The sequence below is a fragment of the Porphyromonas sp. COT-108 OH2963 genome (assembly GCF_000768895.1).
GTDB lineage: Bacteria > Bacteroidota > Bacteroidia > Bacteroidales > Porphyromonadaceae > Porphyromonas_A > Porphyromonas_A canoris.
The window spans coordinates 12,546-31,243 of the sequence record NZ_JRAP01000013.1 but is presented as its reverse complement, the minus strand read 5'-3'; the positions used below and the strand labels follow the sequence as shown (position 1 = coordinate 31,243).

The window sequence follows — 18,698 nt, the reverse complement described above, 5'->3', positions numbered from 1 at the left end:
AGTGATTTCATTGAACACGTTTACCGGATTCGGTTAACGTGTTTAGAATTTTTTGCTTCTGTGCTGATTTTGAGGTGTTTAGCTGTTTTCTTCGTAAAAAGGTCGTTTTTGTGGCGATTTCCCTATTAGTATATATTTACAGTCAGGTGTGTTAGATTTTACATTGTTTAACCTAAGAGAGGGCGATGAAGCGCACAGAGAAAAAATTTTTTCGGAATTCGAGAAAATCTATATCCGTTTGATACTCTTGCTGTTCCGATTTTTCTACTCTTTCCTGCCTCGCTTCGGGACTCGTCCGAAAGGCTGATTCGGAGATTTTTTGCGAGACCATTTTTATATAAAAACTCCCTCCTAAAATCTCTTCTTCAAGGACACATTTTAGGTATCACATACCAAAGGTGTCAATAGTTTTCTCTATTTTTGTATTCTTAAAATATCGGAGTCTATGAATACACCCGGAGACAAGAGAAAAACACCCACTTTGAAAGGAAATCCTATTCAGGAGACTTATCATGTGCGAGAGGCAATGGAGCTGTTGCCATACCTTGTACAGATTTCTTCTCGCTCGCGTAGCTCTGCCAAGCAGCTGCTTTCGAGCAAGCGTGTGTTGGTAAATGGAGAGTACGTCTCTCAGGCAACGCATCTGCTCTCTCCGGGAGATTTGGTTCAGATTTCGAGGGTCTCTCAGCCGGAGGAGTTCAATCATCCCAAAATCAAAATTCTTTGGGAAGACTCGGACTACGTGGTCATCGAGAAGCTCTACGGGCAGTATACGGTGGACACCACCGGTAAGTATGGAGATCGCACGGCTATCCGCCTGCTTAGCAACCACTACAAGAAGTACGATCCGGATGCAAAGCTCTTTATGGTGAACAGGCTAGACAGAGAGACTTCCGGCATTGTGGTCTTTGCCAAAGGGTTGCAAGCGAAAGAGCTTATCATCTCATCTTGGAACAAGATTGTGCAGGAACAGATCTTTGTTGCCGCAGTGGGAGGCGTGCCTGCCGAGAATAAGATGCAGATCTCTACACTTGCAAGAAACAAAGAGGATAGCTCCAAGAAACAGAAGAGTAAGAGTGAAACCAGAGAGCGAAACGCATCCGTGGTGGAGCTTTCTCTGCTTCGGACCGATGGCGAAAGCAGTGTCGTCCGGCTGAATGCCTCTCTTGGACGGATCTTCTCTCTGCGTCAGGTCTTGGCAAACAAAGGATTGGTGATCATGGGAGACAAGAGAAACTCTTCTCCGTTCACGCTTAAAGACAGAATAGCGTTGGAGCAGATCTCATTGGTTTTCACGCATCCCAAAACCGGCAAACGGATCTCTTTGAAACGCTCTTTCCCCACGCATCTGTTCGGTTATCTGAAAAACAGACAGTCCGACAACCAAATATAGACCTATAAATACCGTTCTAAATTATCTTTATGAAAAAAGTATTCCTATTCTTTTCCCTTGCCCTGCTCTTGGTAAATACAGCATTGGGGCAGATGATTACTGATGCCGTAAAGTGGGATATCTCTATCTCGGACATTGCAGACGGCAAGGCGCGTATCTCCTTCACTGCAAAGATGAAGAGTGGATGGCACGTGTACGACATGAATCTACCTGAAGGCGGTCCTTCGTCAACAGAATTTCTGTTTGATACCCTCGCTGGAATGACCCTCTCAGGAGAGGTAGCACCGGACAGAAAGCCGTTGGATGTTTTTGATAAAAACTTCGAGATGAACCTTCGTTGGTATGCCGATGAGGTTACGTTCACGCAAGAGCTAAATGTCGAAGACCCTGAAAACTACAAGGTAAGCGGGGAAGTGTTCTTCATGGCTTGTAATGATGAGAGCTGTTTGCCGCCCGAAAGAGTGGAATTTAACTTTGAAAAAGGTAGTCCGGTAATATCCGGAGCGGAAGGTGAATCTGCCAACACAGAGGCGGCTTCTGCTGAAAAAAGCGAAGATACCGTTATCGGCGACCTGTGGAAGCCGGTTGTGGAGGAGTTGAAATCGTTTGGAGATACCACTCTGTCCAGAACAACGGATACATCTCTTTGGAGAATATTTATATTTGGATTCCTTGGCGGTTTGGTGGCACTCCTTACACCATGTGTCTGGCCTATGATACCGATGACCGTGAGCTTCTTCCTCAAAAGAACCAAAGATCGTAAGAAAGCCATCAAAGACGCTATCACTTATGGCCTTTCCATCATCGTTATCTATCTTCTTCTCGGATTGACCATCACTTCAATCTTTGGAGCAAGCGCGCTTAACGACCTTTCGACAAGTGCCGTATTCAATATTATCTTCTTCTTGCTACTGGTTGTGTTTGCGGTTTCGTTCTTCGGAATGTTCGAGCTGACACTTCCACAATCCTGGACCAATAAGTTGGATGCAAAGGCGGATGCCACAACAGGTTTGTTGAGTATCTTCTTCATGTCTTTCACGCTTGTGTTGGTCTCTTTCTCTTGTACCGGTCCTATCATCGGGACACTGCTTGTACAGGCTGCCACCATCGGTAATGCCGTAGGACCTGCAGTGGGTATGTTTGGTTTTGCATTGGCGTTGTCCATTCCGTTCGGACTCTTTGCCGTGTTCCCAAATATGCTTCAAAGCATGCCGAAGAGCGGTGGTTGGCTCAACAGCGTAAAGGTTGTTCTCGGTTTCCTTGAACTTGCATTGGCATTGAAGTTCCTTTCCGTGGCAGACCTTGCATACGGTTGGGGCATCCTCGATAGAGAAGTGTTCGTTTCTCTATGGATTATCATCTTCGCCCTTCTTGGTATGTACTTGTTGGGTAAGATCACTCTACCGCACGATTCCGAAGTGAAACGCATATCCGTTCCTCGCCTTCTCATGGCCACCATATCCTTTGCTTTTGCGATGTATATGGTACCCGGCTTGTGGGGTGCACCTCTAAAAGCGGTCAGTGCATTCGCTCCTCCGCTATACACTCAAGACTTTAATCTTTATGAAGCAGAGGTACATGCAGAGTTTGACGACTACGAAACAGGTATGGCCTATGCGGCTAAACACAATAAGCCGGTAATGATAGACTTTTCCGGTTTCGGTTGTGTGAACTGTCGTAAGATGGAAGCAGCCGTTTGGACAGACCCTAAAGTGAAGAGCGTTATAGATAACGACTACGTTCTCATTACACTTATCGTGGACGACAAGACCAATCTCCCTGAACCGATGATCGTTACCGAAAATGGTAAGGAGCGCAAACTCAAGAGCATCGGAGAGAAGTGGAGCTATCTGCAACGCGTTAAGTTCGGAACCAACTCACAGCCTTATTACGTCTTGTTGGACGCTCAAGGCAAACCTCTTGCACCATCTTACGCATACGATGAAGACGTTGCGAAGTATTTGGATTTCTTGGAATCCGGTAAGCGAGAGTTCAAAGAACGAAACAAGTAATCTTAATGACATATGACTAAACATACTCCCGAAGAGAAGCAGCAAGCTCTCGGACGGGTGCTGAATATTCTCGACATCCTGCGGGCAAAGTGCCCGTGGGATCGGGAACAAACTTATGAGTCTCTCAGGACAAATACGATAGAGGAGGTATTCGAGCTTTCGGATGCGCTCCTTTCTCGTAATATGGCAGAGCTTAAAAAGGAACTCGGAGACGTCTTACTGCATGTCGCTTTCTATGCGAAGATAGGTGAAGAGGATGGTGAGTTTGATATTGTCGAAGTGTGCGACGCTTTGGTGGACAAGTTGATCTTCAGACATCCTCACATCTTCGGGGATAAGAGCGTGGACAACGCTGCTGAAGTGGAGAGCAATTGGGAGAAACTCAAACAGAAAGAAAAGGGTGGAAACAAGACTGTACTCTCCGGCGTGCCTCGAAGTCTGCCTTCCATGATCAAGGCATACAGAATACAGGACAAGGCTCGCAATGTCGGATTCGATTGGAACAATCGTACAGATGTTTTTGCCAAAGTGAAAGAGGAGCTGGCAGAAGTGGAAGAGGCATTCCGTTCATCGGAAGGAAAGCCCTCTGCGGAGCTGGAAGCCGAGGTTGGCGATCTCCTTTTCAGCATCATCAATATGTCTCGTCTGTGGGGACTCAATCCGGACAATGCTCTCGAAGCCACCAATAGAAAGTTTATCCATCGTTTTACTCACATAGAGAAGCAAGCCAAGGCGCATGGCGTGGAGCTTAAAGACCTCTCTTTGGAAGAGATGGATGTCTGGTGGGAAGAGGCAAAGCAGATTCCCGAAACAGAGTCGTAAACACCTCTTTTAACGTTCTTCCGTCATGTCGAATACCCCACTTTTCTCGCTTAAAGATGTTACCTGTGGCTACAGTACCGGCTTTGAAACCGCAGGAGTATCTCTCTCTTTGGAAGAGGGTGCTTTTGCCGGGATAGTGGGAGCCAATGGTTCGGGCAAGACAACGCTTTTCAAAGGAATTTCCGGCACGCTCCCTCTGAAAAGAGGCACGGTGGAGATCAACGGCAGAGACCTCTCTTCCTTTTCCTTGAAGGATAAAGCCAGAGAGATGGCGATAGTAACGCAGTTTAGAGATCCCGTGGATCTCACAGCACAAGAGTATGTGCTGATGGGGCGACTCCCATACAGAGACCGCTATCAGTTCTTCGATAAAAAGGAGGATATAGCTTTGGCGGAGCACTATATGGAGCTGACCCAAACCACTCATCTCCGTAACAAGAACATGAAAGAGCTTAGCGGAGGAGAACAACAGATGCTTAGCATTGCCTCTGCACTCGCACAGCAGCCCACCGTACTGCTTTTGGACGAACCCACAGCCCATCTCGACATCAGGCATCAGATGGCATTCATGAATCTGTTGCAGGAGTTGAACGAGAGGGAGAAGCTCACCGTCCTTATGATCCTGCACGATCTCTCCATGGCTGCGGAGTATTGCGACTATATCCTGATGATGAAGCGTGGCAGACCTTATGCCCAAGGTCGTCCTCACGATGTGCTTACGTATGAAAATATCGAAGCGGTTTTCGATACCGTTGTAGTGGTCAGCAGCAATCCCGTATCGGGCAAACCTATTATTCTTCCCATATCCGCACGCTATCTCAAAAGTGCGGAGCGATCATAACTGCCAGTACTGAAGATGGAACTCTACATTATCAGACACGGAGAAACCCTCGAAAATGCCCGGAATATATGCCAGGGGCAGCTGGACGGGACACTTTCACCCAAAGGAATAGAAGAAGCAAAAGCGGTGGGAAAGCGAGTGGCGGAAATACCTTTCTCTGCTATCTATACCAGCGATCTGGGTCGGGCGCACCACACGGCAGAGCTTATCCACTCCTTTCATCGGGGTAAGGCTTCTCTCTATTCGGATAAGAGGTTGCGAGAACGCTACTTCGGGTCGTTTCAGGGACAAGCTTTTCCCAAAGACTTTTCCACCTTCGCCCCACCTCCGGAGACGGAAACACCGGAAGCCATAACGGAAAGACTCTCGGACTTTATCTCCGAAATCAGCCGGCGATACCGGGGAGCGGAGGAGAAAGTCCTGCTTATCTCCCACGGCTTCACCATCAAGGTGCTTTGGTGTCTGCTCAACGGCTCTTCTCTTACCATGTTGGAGAGTACTACGGAGATAGCCAATACATCGTTGGGAATAGTCGAAGTAAAAGACAATGGGTTTATAATAAAAATGTGGAACAATACAGACCACATAAAACAAGAGGAGAGTTGATCTCCTCTTGTCGTTTATGGGGCTCTGCTGTCCTGCTTTTTTGCCGGACGATGCCTACTTATTGGCTTTCGGATCGTTGTTGTTGTACCACTTGAGATACTCCTCTGTGTAGGTGATGCCCGACTGCAACAACTCTTTCTTCTTATCCTCCTTGATCGCAAAGTCCGTAGCCTTCACGCCCAAAGTGTCTATGTAGATGGTTCTTTGCCAGTCGTCGCAGTGAAGGTGCACATTATCCTGCGCATCTATCAGCGTACCCAGCAGAGCCAGAGTATAATCCCAGAAGTTTTTTATCTCCCTTTTCGGAGGCTCTGCCTGGTCTCTAAACATCGCAACTTTCTCCTTGCTGTCGAGACGGAATCCCAATGTCTGTTTGTTATAAACGTACTCTGAGATCTTCCTGCTCCGCTCTTTCAGATTCTCATTTATCTTTTCGTAGTAGTCCGTTCTGTTCCAATTCGATTGGACATACTTGCGTCTGTCGAAGATTTTTACCGGATAGTTCTCCAGCAGACCACCGTCCACATAGAGGTCTCCCCGCATACTCCGCTTGCCGGCAAAGAAGAGAGGGATAGACATGGATATACGTGCCGCATCCGCTATACAGAATTTCGGCGTGTGTTCATGCGAAAAGATTTCCGAAAAACCTGTGGATAGATTGGCTCCGATAAGATAGATCTCTTTTGTGTTCAACTCTTTAAGCGAGTGTTTCAGATCATCAAAAGTCGCTTCGCTGTTGCCCAACTTTTTAGCGATGAGATTGCCAATCCATGAACGGAAAAAGTCTCCTTTGTACCAGCCGAACTCGTTGATCAGTCTGTGGCTATCTTGAATAATGCCCCAAGAATCGTCCATGAAGCTGTTGAAATTAAGGTCCCACAGGATCTTCTTAAGCTCCTTGGGAGTATATCCCACGCCAAGCAGAACCGCCACGATAGCCCCTGCGGAAGTCCCGGCAATGCGTTCGATGTTTTGATAAATGCCTTCTCGCTCCAATACTTCAAGAGCTCCCACGTAAGATATTCCTTTTACGCCTCCTCCTTCAAACACTAAATTCTTAAAAAAGTACTCTTTTGACTTCATAGTTACTTGTTGTTCTAAAATTAGATATTACAGTTCCTCACTTGACGGTTGGTCAGTTTTTTCACTTCTTAAATGTACACACTTTTTATGAATACACCACTCTTTTTCTCTCTTACCCTGTCCAAAAGATCCGTTTGACGTGTTTACTTCTTTCTCTTATCGTATTAAGAAGTATCATTTGAGCTTCGATTGGTGGAAATCAAGGCTTGAGTCCCACATTTCACGGCTTGAAAACCACACTTCAAGCCTTGATGTTTGTAAACCAAGCCCTGATTTCCAACATTTTAAGGCTTTAGCCATACTTTTATATAGGATCAATCTGTTTTGTGAGCAGGTTCATTCTTTTTAGGAAGAGCTATTCTGTAATTAAGAAGAGGAATTTTCAGGAAAGCATATTCGGTTTATCTGCCGGTATTTTACTATTTATTCCTCATAAATGTAAGTTGGAGAAAAAACATCTGTCAAGATATTCGTGGCTTTTATTAGGAATTTTTATGTAGCTTGGGGCTGCATGAATTGAATGAATTATTACTCGGAATAAGAGAAAAGAGATTAACTATGAGAATTTTAACCATATCATTTGCACTACTATTCCTTTTTGCAGGAGTTACTGCTCAAAATCGCCGTCTTTCACGAGCCGTTTGGCCCGATACGTTGGATTTCGCAAAGCTGGAGGTGTTGTACGAGTTTTCTCGACCGGAAGCAGCGGATCACTCTGTTATAGAAAAGAGTGAAGATATTCTGATTATCGGGGATAAGGTCTCGGCTTATATGCGTTACGGCTATTACCGTTCCGATTCCGTTTTTATTAAAATGAAGATGGTTGAAGGTCCTCAAGATTTTGTATGGAAGACGACATTCGATTATAACAGGCCATCTCTTAAGACTGCAAAAGTTTATAAATACTACTATAAGAACGAAATGGAAGTAGTGCAGGCTGTAAGTTATAATCCTTTTTCTTTTGAAGAACCGCTGGGAAAGATCCGTTGGAAGATACTGGATGGCGAGAAAAACATACTCGGTTACAACTGCAAAAAGGCAGAAGGCACTTTCCGAGGGCGGATCTGGGATGTTTGGTACACAGAAGAGCTGGATGTTGCAGATGGTCCCTGGAAGCTAAACGGGCTGCCGGGATTGATACTAGAAGCTGTGGATAGGACAGGACAACTGGCTTTTCAGGCATTTGGTGTACGGAAGTCCGATGGCGGTATCGTCTACAAGGATAAGTTTTCCAAGCCTGCCAAGACCACTTATCCCAGATTTCAAAAGCAACTCAAAGCATACCACAGCAACCCTGTCGCTTATTATCAGTCTTTACCAAACTCATCTAAAGGTGGCACTTTTGCCAAACAGCCGAAAAAAGATCACGTCTATTTGGAGCTGGAAGATGAGTAAAAGCTCTGAAATATAAGAGTACCAAAATCTTACTTTATGAGATCCCTTTTTCTATTTTCTCTGCTTCTTTTCTCTTGTGGAGCTTTATCTGCGCAGGTCAGAATATCTGGAACGGTTACGGACAATGCGACCGGCAAACCCATTCTTCGGGCTGCGGTAAGGCTTAAAAGGGGCGATGGCACCGGGAAATATAGGACGATAGCCTATACATTCACAAATGAGAAAGGGGAGTATATGCTCTCTCATAAACCGGAATCTGAAGACTATATCTTGGAGTGCGGTTTGTTGGGGTACAACAAAGAGAGCATAAAACCGGACTGGAGGGATAAAAGCTCCATTGAAGTAGACTTCCGGCTTCGCGAAGAGCGTCTTGTGCTGCCGGATGTTACCGTAAAGAGCAACCCGATAAGGCAGAGCGGAGACACCATAACGTACAGCGTCGGACAGATTGCACGCAAAGTGGATCGAACCTTAGAGAGTGTCCTTAAACGTTTGCCCGGTATCAGTGTCGAGCCTTCAGGGGAGATAAAGTATAATGGAAAAGAGATCAGCAAATTCTACATAGAGGATCTGGATCTTCTGGGAGGGCGATATGCTCTTGCAACTAAAAATATCAGACCGGAAGATGTAGCTTCTATTCAAGTGTACGAGAACCACCAACCCATCAGGGTAAAAAAGGATACGGATCCGTCCGACAAGGCTGCTCTCAATATCCGTCTAAAGCAAAAAGCATTCGGTCATTGGTTAGGGATTGCCGAAGCAATAGGAGGATTGAGTGGAAAGAAGGCAGAATACGGAGGCGCTGTTACGGCAATGTCTTTTCATCGGAAGAGTCAAACGCTTTTGGTAGGTAAGGGTAACACTTTCGGGCGAGAGTATGTGGCAGAGCAGACGGACTTCTTAAGCCCCGATGTCGGAAATGTTGCAGCTACTGCCTTTAAGCTACCATACTCAAGACCGCCTGTGGATAAGGAGAGATATGAACGAGGACGCTCCGGTTTTGCATCCGGTAATACGCTCTTCAAAACAGGGACATACACGACCCTAAAGCTGAATGCCCAATACAATGGATCCGATTATGGGTATAAGTCGCAGGAGAAAATCGAGTACATAAGTAAGAAAGGGAAAGATGCCAATGCTACTCTCACAGAAGATATAGCAGTCTCTTTGCCGGAGCATTCGTCCATGATGGGAGTGGAATACGATCATAACTCCCCGTCTCTTTACCTTTCATCGGGCACCAAGCTGTTTTGGGGCAGACGAAAAAGCGGGGCAGAAATCAACTCTTCCAAGGGTCTCTATTTTCTCGAAAACAGCAAAGCCAATATCTATAATGTGTACAACACCACGAAGGTAGATAAGAAGTTGGGCGATGGAGTCTTTTCCATCTACTCGACCATCGGCTATAAATCCATGCCCGACTACCTGTTGGAAATCTTTTCAAAGAAAGAAAAGTATGCCGATCAGAAGATAAACGACCGGGATTTGAACTTTAAGATCAGCTCCGGGTGGGCTTGGATCTTCAGGCAGAAGTTTGTTCTGGATCTCTCCGGAGGTATTGCCGCTCACTCTTCCCGTATTCACACCATCGGAGAATACACCAATGGAGATAAAATGGAGAACGACTTTGAGGGGTTTGAAACAGATGCAAGGCTTACTCCGAAAATATCTTTTAATGGTATCAAGAGCAGATTTTCATTCACTTTGCCTTTCCGGTATCGTTTGAGCAATCCGAAGAACCGGTTGGGCAAATCGCTTCCCATGGCTTCCGATTGGGCTGTGGGAGGGAATATGAATGTGCATCTTACCCCCTCTTCTTCTAATACGTGGAGGATAAATGCCGGCTTAAACAAGTCTCTGACAGGGATAAACAGGTATCTCTCCGCTCCAATAATCCGCACTCACAGGTATCTGCATACTTCGGGAACAGGCTTGGATATGTCCGAATGGCGAGGTAACACTTCGCTGACATGGAATTATAAGAATCCGGGCAACGCCTTTTTCCTCAATGCTTCTGCCGGATACTCCATTGTTTTGAAGAACACACTCTCATCTCTTTCTGTGGATGAGAATATGAATGAAGTAGTATCCGTACACTCCCGAAAAGGCTCTACCGACCAGATGTATACGCTTTCGGGAGATATAGGGAAAACATTCTTTGATGCCGGACTGACCTTAAAATTGAACGGAGGAGTTCTACTTAGCCACAACGATGTACTATTCAACAACGAAGTTTTGAACGTAATGTCCGGAAGGGTAAATCTCAGCCCTGAAATCTACTATTTCCCATTAAAAAATCTCTCTTTCCGGTTGGATGCGGATCTTTCTGTTTCCGATATGAAGATATACCAACAGTCGGAGGGTCGGAGAAGGCGTTTTGATATGGGAGCGGAGTTTTTCGTGGATTATTCTGTAACCGACCCTTTGCAGCTCTATGGCATTGTCAAGTATCTCGCTCTTACCTCTGAGACAGACCAATTAGAGAACAATTTTGATATTTCCATTGGATTAAGATATAAGAAAGAGTTCTGGGAAATGTGGTTTGAAGGGCGAAATCTGGGACGAGAAAAAGAGCTTGTCCGGCAGTTTTACTCGGATCTCATGATTCGCTCCATGAGATATTCTCTCAGACCGTTTACCTTGGAAGCCGGTATTCGATTCAGTTGGTGATCCCGGTTACAGCCCATCGTGGATGTGGTAAACACGTTCACAAGTTTCTCCGAATAGCTTTACTTCTTTCTCTTACCGTATTAAGAAGTGTCATTCGAGCTTCGATTTGTGGAAATCAAGCCTTGAATGCCACGCATCAAGCCTTGATCTCTGCAAACCAGCCCCTGCTTTCCAACATTTTAAGGCTTTAGCCATGTTTTTATATAGGATCAATCTGTTTTGTGAACAGGTTAAATAGAAAAATGAGAGCAGAAAAGAGGGGCAGATAGGGGAGAATTTAGAAGATTTTAAGAGGCTGTCGTGAGTAGAAAAAAGCGCGTTCTCTGTTGGATTTTTTGTATCTTTACACGATAAACAAAGGGTGGGCTATCTTCGCTGCTCAATATCAAGGAGCGAGACGGCCTGCAAGAATAAAAACAAACACAAGATACAATCAGTGGAGCATATAGACAAAATCATCAAGGTGAATGTCGAAGAGCAGATGAAGTCTGCTTATATAGACTACGCCATGTCCGTGATCGTGAGCCGAGCTTTACCGGATGTGAGAGACGGCTTTAAGCCCGTACATAGAAGAATACTCTATGGGATGAACGAACTCGGAAATACACCCGATAAACCTTATAAGAAGTGTGCCCGTATCGTGGGAGATGTTATGGGTAAGTATCACCCGCATGGAGACTCTTCCATATATATGGCTTTGGTGAGACTTGCTCAAGACTTTTCGGTGCGTTATCAGCTGGTGGATCCTCATGGCAACTTTGGTTCTGTGGATGGTGATTCGCCTGCAGCGATGAGGTATACGGAAGCACGTCTTCACTCTTTGGCGATGCAGATGCTCGCGGATATCAATAAGGATACGGTAGATTTCCAGAACAACTATGACGATAGCAGCAAAGAGCCTTCTGTTTTGCCTACTCGTTTCCCGAATCTTTTGGTGAATGGAGGTCAGGGTATCGCCGTCGGTATGGCTACCAATATGGCTCCTCACAACCTTACAGAGTCTATCAACGGAGCACTTGCCTATATAGAGAAGCGTGGAGACATAACCATAAAGGAGCTGATGGAGCATATCAAAGCTCCCGATTTTCCGACCGGAGGTGTCATCTACGGCTATGACGGAGTGGTGGAAGCCTATGAGACCGGTCGTGGCAGGATAGTGATACGAGGAAAAGCAGAGATAGAGACGGAAGCACAACATGAACAGATCGTGATAAACGAGCTTCCGTACCTTGTGAACAAAGCCGAACTTGTACGACATATATCCGAACTCGCGGCTCAGAAAAAGATAGACGGTATATCGGATATAGCAGATGAGACCAGCAACAAGAACGGTACACGCATCGTAATATCTATAAAGAGGGATGCGAATGCGAATGTTATTCTGAATCAATTATACAAATATACTCCGCTTCAAAGCTCGTTCAGCATCAACAGCATTGCGCTTGTGAATGGCCGTCCGCAGCTGTTGACGTTGAAGGATATTATTGGTGAGTTTGTGAAGCATCGCCATGAGGTGGTGATTCGTAGGACTCGCTTCGATCTTAAACGTGCAGAGGACAGACTGCATATCCTTGAAGGGCGTATCATCGCTACCGATAACATAGACGAAGTAGTGGCTATCATCAAGGCTTCTTCCCGTCAGACAGAGGCGATGGAAAGGCTTATGGCTCGCTTCGGTCTGTCTCAAATACAGGCGCGTAACATTGTCGAGATGCGTTTGGGACAGCTTACCGGAATGGAGTTGGAGAAGCTGCATGAGGAGTATGAGGAGATCAAGAAACAGATCGAGTGGTTCAATAAGATATTGACAGACGATGACACTTGCTACGGAGTGATTTCGGATGAGCTGATTGAAGTGCGTGAGAAGTTTGGCGACAACAGACGCTCCATTATAGACTACTCTTCGGGCACAAACTTCAATCCGGAAGATTTCTATGCGGACGAAGAGATGGTGATCACTTTATCCCATCTCGGATATATCAAGCGTACTCCGCTGGCGGCATTTCGCCAGCAAGGCAGAGGCGGTGTCGGGGCTAAAGGCTCTGAGACAAGAGATGAAGATTTCGTGGAATATATCTATTCCGCCTCCATGCACGCCACAATGCTCTTCTTTACAGAGAAAGGAAAGTGCTTCTGGCTGCCTGTGTATGAGATTCCGGAAGGTTCTCGACAAGCAAAAGGAAGAGCCGTGCAGAATCTTCTCAATATTGATCCGGATGACAAGATCAGTGCCTGCATAAGAGTAAAGCACCTTACAACGGATGTGGACTTTGTTCGTTCTCACTACATTACCTTTGTAACGCAGAACGGAACGGTGCGTAAGACTTCCCTTGAGGCGTTCTCAAGACCAAGAGCAAACGGTATCATTGCCATAAAGTTGGTGGAAGACGACAAGGTAGTATCCGTACTGCTTTCAAACGGAGATTGTCAGTTCCTTCTTGCAAGCCGTAACGGTAAAGCGGTTCGCTTCCATGAGGAGCACGTAAGACCGTCTCTCGGTCGTAACAGCATAGGGGTAAGAGGTATTCGTCTCGATGATGACGGAGAAGATCATGTGGTTGGGGCGATATGCGTGAAGCATCCTGAGAGCGAGTCTATACTCGTTGTCTCGGAGAACGGATTCGGAAAACGCTCCGTGATAGAAGATTATCGCCAAACCAACAGGGGCACCAAGGGGGTACTCACACTAAAGGTTACACCTAAGACCGGAAAGCTTGTGAGCATGAAGAATGTAACGGATGATAATGATTTGATGATAATCAATAAGTCCGGTATCGTTATTCGGATCTCCGTGGACAGCATTTCAATGCTTAGCCGAAACACTCAAGGCGTCAAGCTGATCAATCTTCAAAGCAACGGCGATGAGATTGCATCCGTTACCGTTGTGGAGGCAGAGAGAGAAGAAGAGTACGAAGAGACGGACTCCGAAGAGCAGATTGAAACAGAAGAATAAATGTTAAAAAGATAGGGATACAAGATAAATCGCTATATTTGGGCGAAAGAATGTATTCGTTAACCCAGTATCAAAAATTCAATTGATAATGAAAAAGACATTAGTAATAGCCATTTTGAGTGCAGCTTTTGCGATTCCCGCGTTGGGACAAGAGAAGGTGGTAAAGCAAGTGCAACGACTTATTAAGTCGGACAAACCTAATATCAAGGAAGCTCGCCAGCTTATCAAGCCGACACTCGAAAATGAAGAAACAAAGAACAGTGCCTTTGCATGGTTTGTTGCCGGAGAGGTAGAGAAAACAGTGGTAGAGGGCGAGAAAGTGAAGATGGCTCTTCAGCAACCATACGATGAGCTTGCATTCTATAATGGATTGAGAGATATGTATGCTCTTTATATGAAAGCCGGCGAACTGGATGCGATGCCAAACGAAAAGGGCAAAGTGAAGAAACGCTATGAGAAAGGTATCAAGTCTGCTCTTCAAGACAATCACGGCTTCTATATCAATGCCGGTTCGTACTATCTCAATCAGCAAAAGAACGCGGAGGCATATCCATTCTTCAAGATCTATATGGATATTAAGAGCCTTCCTATGTTCGAGGATACACCTATTGCCAAGCAGGATAGTGTGAGTATGCAGGTGGCTTTTTTCAAGGCTTTTGCTGCACAGAGCGTAGACCCTAAGTTGGCTATCGAAGAGTACGAAGCTATCAAGGGAGAAGATTATAGAAGAAGCGATGTTTACCAACTCTTGGCTGAAGCATACAAAAAAGCTCAAGACAGCGTAGGTTATCAACGTACCATCCTTGAGGGTGCAAAGATATTCCCGAAGGAAAAGTTCTTTACATTCAACTTGATCAACAGCTATATCCAAAGCGGTAAGAACGATGAGGCAATAGAATATTTGACCAAGGCGATCCAAAACGACCCTCAAAATGTTGAGCTGATCAACGTTCTTGGAAAGGTTTATGACCAAGGTAAGCAAGACTCCGACAAGGCATTGGAGTACTTCCAAAAGGCATTGTCGATAGATCCTAATCACTCCGAAAGTATCATAGATACAGGTAGAGTATATTACAATAGAGCTGTGGCTCTTAAAGCAAAAACAACAGAATCCGGAGTTTCTCCTGCAGATGCAAAGAAGTATGACGCTGAAGCGATAGAACTATTCAAGAAAGCACTTCCATACTTTGAGAAAGCGGTAGAACTCGAACCGGATAGCACACAATACCTGATGGCTTTGAGAGGTATCTACTACAACTTGGGTAATGACGCTAAAGTTGCAGAAATCTCTAAGAAATTGGGCGAATAATTTGAATAAAATACTGCTATAAAACAGAAAGCAGCTCTGAATGATATTCCTATTGTTTGGAGCTGCTTTTTTATATCTGTGAAGTCGTAATAGATAAGTAGATGAGCTATCTTACCTCCCTGTTTTCTGCCCGATTTATACGAAAGACAGATGGTCGCGGTATCTCTCCCATAGCTGTGTTATCGGCTATGGGTATAGCTTTGGGGTTAGGAGTGATACTCGTGTCCGGGTTTATCATATCCGGCTTCAAGCATGAATTGGAGAGTAAACTCACGGGAGTAACAGGCTCTGTGCAGATACTCAGCTCGCAGAATGCCTACTCTCAAAATACGATACCTTTTCAGGCTTCTCCTGTCGCACTCTCGTCTCTCTCCGTAAAAGCATCGGAGCTGGACGGCTATGCCACAGGTTTTTGTACTCATACGGGTATCATAAAGACGGACTCATCTTATGTCGGCATCGCATTTACGGGTGTAGACAGCCTTTTTGTTGCGGAGTCGTTTTATCGTTATGCTCATCCGAAAGAGGTAGAGACGGCTCTGCGGAGTGGAGGATATCCTACTCTTTCTCTCTCGTCAAAGACTCTTGCCCAACTGAATAAGCAACCGGGAGATACGGTCCGTGCATTCTTCCACACCGATATGGGCTTTAAGGTTCGGCCGTTTCGCCTCTTAGAGAGTTTCGATACCGGGCTTCCCGACTTTGACAACTCATTCGGACTGACGCAGATAGATGTCATAAGAGGCATTCTTGAATGGGACCGGAACAGCTACGGAGGGCTTAAAATTGTGGCATCTTCCGCTTATACCGGAACGGACGTAGAGGCTCATGTTTACAACACAGTACTGGAACAGATCGCACAGAAAGGAGAACTCATCTCTCTTTTAAGGGCAGAAGACCTCAATCCGGTAATGTTCGGCTGGTTGCAGATTCTGGATACAAACATTCTCATAATCTTCTCTCTTCTGATTTTTGTTGCCGCTACCACGATGGTTTCAGGCATTATAGTCCTTATACTGGATAAGGTTCAGGCTATCTCCACACTCAAAGCAGTAGGAATGAGAAACCGGACTCTTCGGAAGATTTTCCACACCGTAGGTCTTCGTATTATACTGTTGGGTGTTTTAGCCGGTAATATCTTTGCTCTTCTTTTAGCTTTTTTGCAGCTTCGCTTTTCTATTCTGAAGCTGGACTCCACACAGTATTATATGTCATACGTTCCGGTAGAGATCAACTGGTACAATCTCATATTGCCAAATATTATTTCTCTTTTGGTGCTGTATCTGATCGTATATCTTCCTACAACAATCATCATCAACATCAAACCCTCAAAGGGCATACGTTTCGACTAAATGAAAACCTCTTGTTTCATATCTCTGCTTCTGCTCTCTGTCTTCTCTTTATCTGTTTTCTCTTGTAATACAGGAGAAAGAGTAGAAGAAGTACAACACGATCCTGTGGACTACGTCAATCCATATATGGGTAATATCAGCCATCTCCTTATTCCTACCTATCCTATGGTGCATCTGCCCAATAGCATGATGCGGATGACGCCAAACCGGTCGGACTATACCGATCTTACTTTCGAGGGACTACCACTCATGCTCACCTCTCACCGTGGAGCGGTGGCATACTCACTCTCTCCGACACTGGACGAACCGCATCTTTCCGTTCGCCCTGTCCTTTATACCTACGATAGAGAGGAGTGCAAGCCGTATAGCTATCAGGTTGCTTTGGAGTTGGGACAAGAGAACATAGAGGTTGGGTTCGTTCCATCTCATCAGTCTGCGCTATACACTTTCTCACTTCCAAAGGAAAGGGAAGATATCTATCTCTCTTTAATGTCTCACAGTGGAAGATTCGAGCAGACTTGTGAGCACGCCATACAGGGAACGCAAGTGCTTCAGGACAGCATCACGACACTCTACATCTATGCTGAGTTCAACACCAATATCGCAAACTATCAGGGGATAGAAGAGGGGAGACGCTCTGCCGTAGCTCTTACTTTCCACAAACCGGTCGGCAACAAGCTGTGTATGCGTTATGGGGTTTCCTATATCTCTCACGAACAGGCACGGAAAAACTTACAGCGTGAGATCGTCTCCTTTGAGAGTCGTCCGCTTGAAAAGAGAGGACGAGCCATTTGGAACGAAGCATTGGAAAAGATTAAGATCACAGCAGAAAGCGAGAACGAAGCTCGTCTTTTCTATACTTCTCTCTATCGCACATACGAGAGAATGATCAATATTTCAGAGGATGGCTACTACTATTCCGGTGTCGATAAACAAGTGCATCCCGATCACGGCAGTCCGTATTATACGGACGATTGGATCTGGGACACTTACAGAGCCACACACCCTCTGCGTCTGTTGATCGATCCGGTAAAGGAGCTGCAGATGATACGCAGTTTTCTCAGAATGTCCGATGAGGACTCCAACGGTTGGCTTGCGACATTCCCGGAAATAACGGGAGATAGCAGACGGATGAACAGTAACCATGGTGTGGCGGTTTTGGCGGATGCTTATGCCAAAGGACTCAATGATTTCGATCTTGGCAAAGGGTATGAGGCTGCACGCAAAGCGATACAAGAGAAGACTCTTGCTCCTTGGAGCGATAAGCCGGCAGGCGAACTGGATGCGTTTTATAGGCAGCATGGCTACTTCCCGGCACTACCCGAAGGAGTGAAAGAAAGTGCTCCGGAGGTGCATTCATGGGAAAACAGGCAGGCGATTGCCGTAACCTTGGGTACGGCTTATGACTATTGGTGCCTTGGACGGATAGCGGAAATGCTCGGCAAGACAGAGGAAGCGGAAGAGCACTATCGCCTTTCTCTCGGATACAGAAATGTCTTCAATCCTGCCACCAACTTCTTTCACCCCAAAGATCAGAACGGCGACTTTATCATGCCGTTCGACTATACATTTTCCGGAGGACAGGGTGCGCGTGCCTATTATGGCGAGAATAACGGATGGGTGTACCGCTGGGATCTTCCTTTTAATGTGGCAGACCTTATAGACCTGATGGGAGGAAAAGATCGGATGATTGCTGCTCTCGACAGCACATTACAGACTCCGATGACGGGATGGAAGTTCAACTTTTTCCATCGTCTCCCCGATCACACCGCCAACATAGGGCAGTTCTCCATGTCCAACGAGCCGTCTCTCCATGTTCCTTACCTCTACAACTATGCAGGTCAGCCGTGGAGAACACAAAAACTTATCCGCACCATCATACACGAATGGTTCAGAAACGATCTCATGGGAATGCCGGGAGATGAAGACGGGGGCGGTATGTCTGCTTTCATTGTCTTCTCCATGTTGGGCTTTTATCCTATGCCGGTCGGTCTTCCGGTCTATGTCATAGGTACGCCCATGGTCAAGTATGCCGAAGTCTCTTTGAGTATCGGGAAAAAGCTGGTCATTCATGCCAGAAGTGCCTCCTTGAAGAACAAATACATCAAGAGTGTGCGCCTGAATGGACGTCCGCTTTTGCAGCCATGGTTTACACATGAAGATATAGCCGATGGCGGTACACTTGAGTTTACAATGGGACCTGAACCCAACTATACATGGGGTACAGAGACTCCTCCGCCATCATTCAAAATGCCTAAATAA

Annotated in this window: 12 protein-coding genes; 11 read left to right on the top strand and 1 reads right to left on the bottom strand. The window is 45.8% G+C overall.

From position 1 onward, the window contains the following. The first annotated feature begins 445 nt into the window (after window positions 1-445). From HQ39_RS07615 to HQ39_RS07595, 5 genes are all read left to right on the top strand, one after another. On the top strand, window positions 446-1,393 hold the full coding sequence (locus HQ39_RS07615; RefSeq protein WP_052079537.1) for a pseudouridine synthase: 948 nt from the start codon (window positions 446-448) through the stop codon (window positions 1,391-1,393). Between the two features lie 92 nt (window positions 1,394-1,485). Further along, window positions 1,486-3,405 carry a cytochrome c biogenesis protein CcdA gene (locus HQ39_RS07610; RefSeq protein ID WP_410524598.1) on the top strand — a complete coding sequence of 640 codons (1,920 nt, stop codon included), beginning with the start codon at window positions 1,486-1,488 and terminating at the stop codon, window positions 3,403-3,405. A 12-nt stretch (window positions 3,406-3,417) separates the two neighbouring features. Further along, on the top strand, window positions 3,418-4,227 hold the full coding sequence (gene mazG, locus HQ39_RS07605; RefSeq protein WP_036845400.1) for a nucleoside triphosphate pyrophosphohydrolase: 810 nt from the start codon (window positions 3,418-3,420) through the stop codon (window positions 4,225-4,227). Between the two features lie 25 nt (window positions 4,228-4,252). Then, on the top strand, window positions 4,253-5,068 hold the full coding sequence (locus tag HQ39_RS07600) for an ABC transporter ATP-binding protein (protein ID WP_036789231.1): 816 nt from the start codon (window positions 4,253-4,255) through the stop codon (window positions 5,066-5,068). A 15-nt stretch (window positions 5,069-5,083) separates the two neighbouring features. Beyond that, entirely contained in the window at window positions 5,084-5,674 is a 591-nt protein-coding gene (locus HQ39_RS07595) for a histidine phosphatase family protein (protein ID WP_052079536.1), read from the top strand. A 54-nt stretch (window positions 5,675-5,728) separates the two neighbouring features. On the opposite strand, the gene HQ39_RS07590 is transcribed toward HQ39_RS07595, so the two are convergent. Continuing rightward, entirely contained in the window at window positions 5,729-6,757 is a 1,029-nt protein-coding gene (locus HQ39_RS07590; protein WP_036865181.1) for a patatin-like phospholipase family protein, read from the bottom strand. 558 nt (window positions 6,758-7,315) lie between these two features. Between HQ39_RS07590 and HQ39_RS09285 the strand changes: the two genes are divergently transcribed. The 6 genes from HQ39_RS09285 to HQ39_RS07560 all read left to right on the top strand — a co-directional run bounded on the left by HQ39_RS09285 (window position 7,316) and on the right by HQ39_RS07560 (window position 18,698). Then, a complete protein-coding gene (locus HQ39_RS09285; protein ID WP_052079535.1) occupies window positions 7,316-8,152 on the top strand; it encodes a GLPGLI family protein in 837 nt (278 codons plus the stop codon). A 36-nt stretch (window positions 8,153-8,188) separates the two neighbouring features. Continuing rightward, window positions 8,189-10,822: a carboxypeptidase-like regulatory domain-containing protein gene (locus HQ39_RS07580; protein ID WP_036865179.1), complete on the top strand. Its 2,634-nt coding sequence runs from the start codon at window positions 8,189-8,191 to the stop codon at window positions 10,820-10,822. 436 nt (window positions 10,823-11,258) lie between these two features. Next, window positions 11,259-13,775 carry a DNA gyrase subunit A gene (gyrA, locus tag HQ39_RS07575; protein ID WP_036865178.1) on the top strand — a complete coding sequence of 839 codons (2,517 nt, stop codon included), beginning with the start codon at window positions 11,259-11,261 and terminating at the stop codon, window positions 13,773-13,775. An 88-nt stretch (window positions 13,776-13,863) separates the two neighbouring features. Beyond that, window positions 13,864-15,084, top strand: a complete 1,221-nt coding sequence (locus tag HQ39_RS07570) for a tetratricopeptide repeat protein (protein WP_036865176.1) — start codon at window positions 13,864-13,866, stop codon at window positions 15,082-15,084. A gap of 101 nt (window positions 15,085-15,185) precedes the next feature. Continuing rightward, the gene (locus HQ39_RS07565) at window positions 15,186-16,436 is read left to right on the top strand and encodes an ABC transporter permease (protein ID WP_036865174.1); all 1,251 of its coding nucleotides are present in this window, start codon (window positions 15,186-15,188) and stop codon (window positions 16,434-16,436) included. Then, window positions 16,437-18,698, top strand: coding sequence for a GH92 family glycosyl hydrolase (locus HQ39_RS07560; RefSeq protein ID WP_036865171.1), 2,262 nt, complete (start codon window positions 16,437-16,439; stop codon window positions 18,696-18,698).

Coding starts and splice junctions, on each gene's coding strand:
- HQ39_RS09285 (WP_052079535.1), top strand. CDS start 7,316: ATGAGAATTTTAACCATATCATTTGCACTACTATTCCTTTTTGCAGGA.
- HQ39_RS07570 (WP_036865176.1), top strand. CDS start 13,864: ATGAAAAAGACATTAGTAATAGCCATTTTGAGTGCAGCTTTTGCGATT.
- HQ39_RS07580 (WP_036865179.1), top strand. CDS start 8,189: ATGAGATCCCTTTTTCTATTTTCTCTGCTTCTTTTCTCTTGTGGAGCT.
- mazG (WP_036845400.1), top strand. CDS start 3,418: ATGACTAAACATACTCCCGAAGAGAAGCAGCAAGCTCTCGGACGGGTG.
- HQ39_RS07565 (WP_036865174.1), top strand. CDS start 15,186: ATGAGCTATCTTACCTCCCTGTTTTCTGCCCGATTTATACGAAAGACA.
- HQ39_RS07615 (WP_052079537.1), top strand. CDS start 446: ATGAATACACCCGGAGACAAGAGAAAAACACCCACTTTGAAAGGAAAT.
- HQ39_RS07600 (WP_036789231.1), top strand. CDS start 4,253: ATGTCGAATACCCCACTTTTCTCGCTTAAAGATGTTACCTGTGGCTAC.
- HQ39_RS07560 (WP_036865171.1), top strand. CDS start 16,437: ATGAAAACCTCTTGTTTCATATCTCTGCTTCTGCTCTCTGTCTTCTCT.
- HQ39_RS07610 (WP_410524598.1), top strand. CDS start 1,486: ATGATTACTGATGCCGTAAAGTGGGATATCTCTATCTCGGACATTGCA.
- HQ39_RS07595 (WP_052079536.1), top strand. CDS start 5,084: ATGGAACTCTACATTATCAGACACGGAGAAACCCTCGAAAATGCCCGG.
- HQ39_RS07590 (WP_036865181.1), bottom strand. CDS start 6,757: ATGAAGTCAAAAGAGTACTTTTTTAAGAATTTAGTGTTTGAAGGAGGA.